Raw genomic sequence first — 1,422 nt, 5'->3', positions numbered from 1 at the left:
CCCGTGTTATTGATCCCACTGATCCGACCGTCGGCGGCCTCGGAGCTTATACCTATTTCTGGGGCTCCCGTATGCTTCACTGGGATGACAACAATAACGAAATCAGAACGGTGAAAGACGCCAACTGGGATCTCGCCCAGGATATTATTGCTGACAGTACATGTACCGGCGGCGCCTGGAACGAAATGAGCTTGGGCAAGCCGATGCTGTCCGAATGCGATGGCAAGTTCTATGCGGTCTTTGTCCAGTTCCAGGATCTGGCCCATGGTATTTATAATGACTGCGCGGCTCTGAGATTGACTACCGCCGGATACCGCGGAACCGCCAACGGCGAACTGTATATCTCAGTATCCGATAACGGTGGTTATAACTGGGACGTTGCCCGTAACATGACCAACACCCCGACCCCGTGGTGCGATACCGGTGTGGCGGCGACACTCCCCTGCGAATCGGATCACTATCCTTCGGTCTCCCGTTTTGGTATGCAGGCCGGTTCGGCCGACTTCGATGTGGTTCCGGTTGTCGATCCTTCGGGTGGCAGCTATGCCGGCGATTATTATCTTGATGTTCTTTACATCAACGATAAGTTCCCCGGCTCGGTCATGCAGGATGCGGGAATCTGGTCAACCAACTTCGTGAAGTGGTTCCGGGTTCCTTGTATTGACCCCATTCCGAACCCCGTTTTGGCTTATTCGCCGAAGGAAATCACCCAGCCGACATGGGTCAAGCCGGGTGAGTCTCTAACCAAGGCTGCCAAGCTGGAGAACGTCGGTAACGCTCCGTTGACAATCAATTCCGTTTCGACGATCGAGGTCAACGGCACAGCCGGCTGGCTTGATGTCAGCGCTTCCGGGACATTCCAGATTTCGCATCTGAGCCCGAACTTTTACGATTTTGACATTTACCTGAATGCCGGCGGTGCGATCACGGTCGGACCGGCGGTTGTAACGGGTTACGTTGTCATAACTTCGAATTCGCTGGGTGGCAGCACCGATTCCATTTCGGTCGAATTGATCGTGGCCGACACGGTTCAGTTCCCCGAAGTCCTCAGTGTCCGTACCGTTTGCAAGCGTCTTGCTTTCAATAACGCCGGCAATTACGGTAACAGCGGCAACAATGGCAATGGCGGATATAACCTGAACTTCTTCGACGACTGCGATACGACCAATAACGTATCCGGTGCCGACGATCATGCCAAGGTTTATCTGTATGACGGCAGTCCGATTCTTTGCTATATCGATGCCGGCGACACCATGCTTAACTATTACATGTTTGATGCCAGCTGGCTGACCGATGACGGTTTCCGCCCGATTGAAGGTGCGTTTGCCGATTCGACAACTTATCCCGATTATCAATACGGTTATTCGGGACATTATCTGTCGAAGGACTCCAACATCGTCATGGAATCCGAATACTTTGCAC

The 1,422-nt window shown here is 53.0% G+C and carries 1 protein-coding gene; it reads left to right on the top strand.

Translation table 11 applies throughout. The features are described 5' to 3' along the window. A partial coding sequence (locus AB1772_13455) for a hypothetical protein (protein ID MEW5797346.1) occupies positions 1-1,422 on the top strand: 1,422 nt, incomplete at both ends.

Source organism: Candidatus Zixiibacteriota bacterium, assembly GCA_040752815.1.
GTDB lineage: Bacteria > Zixibacteria > MSB-5A5 > GN15 > FEB-12 > JAGGTI01.
Note: the sequence above shows the minus strand (reverse complement) of the source record. Positions and strands in the feature narration are given on the sequence as shown.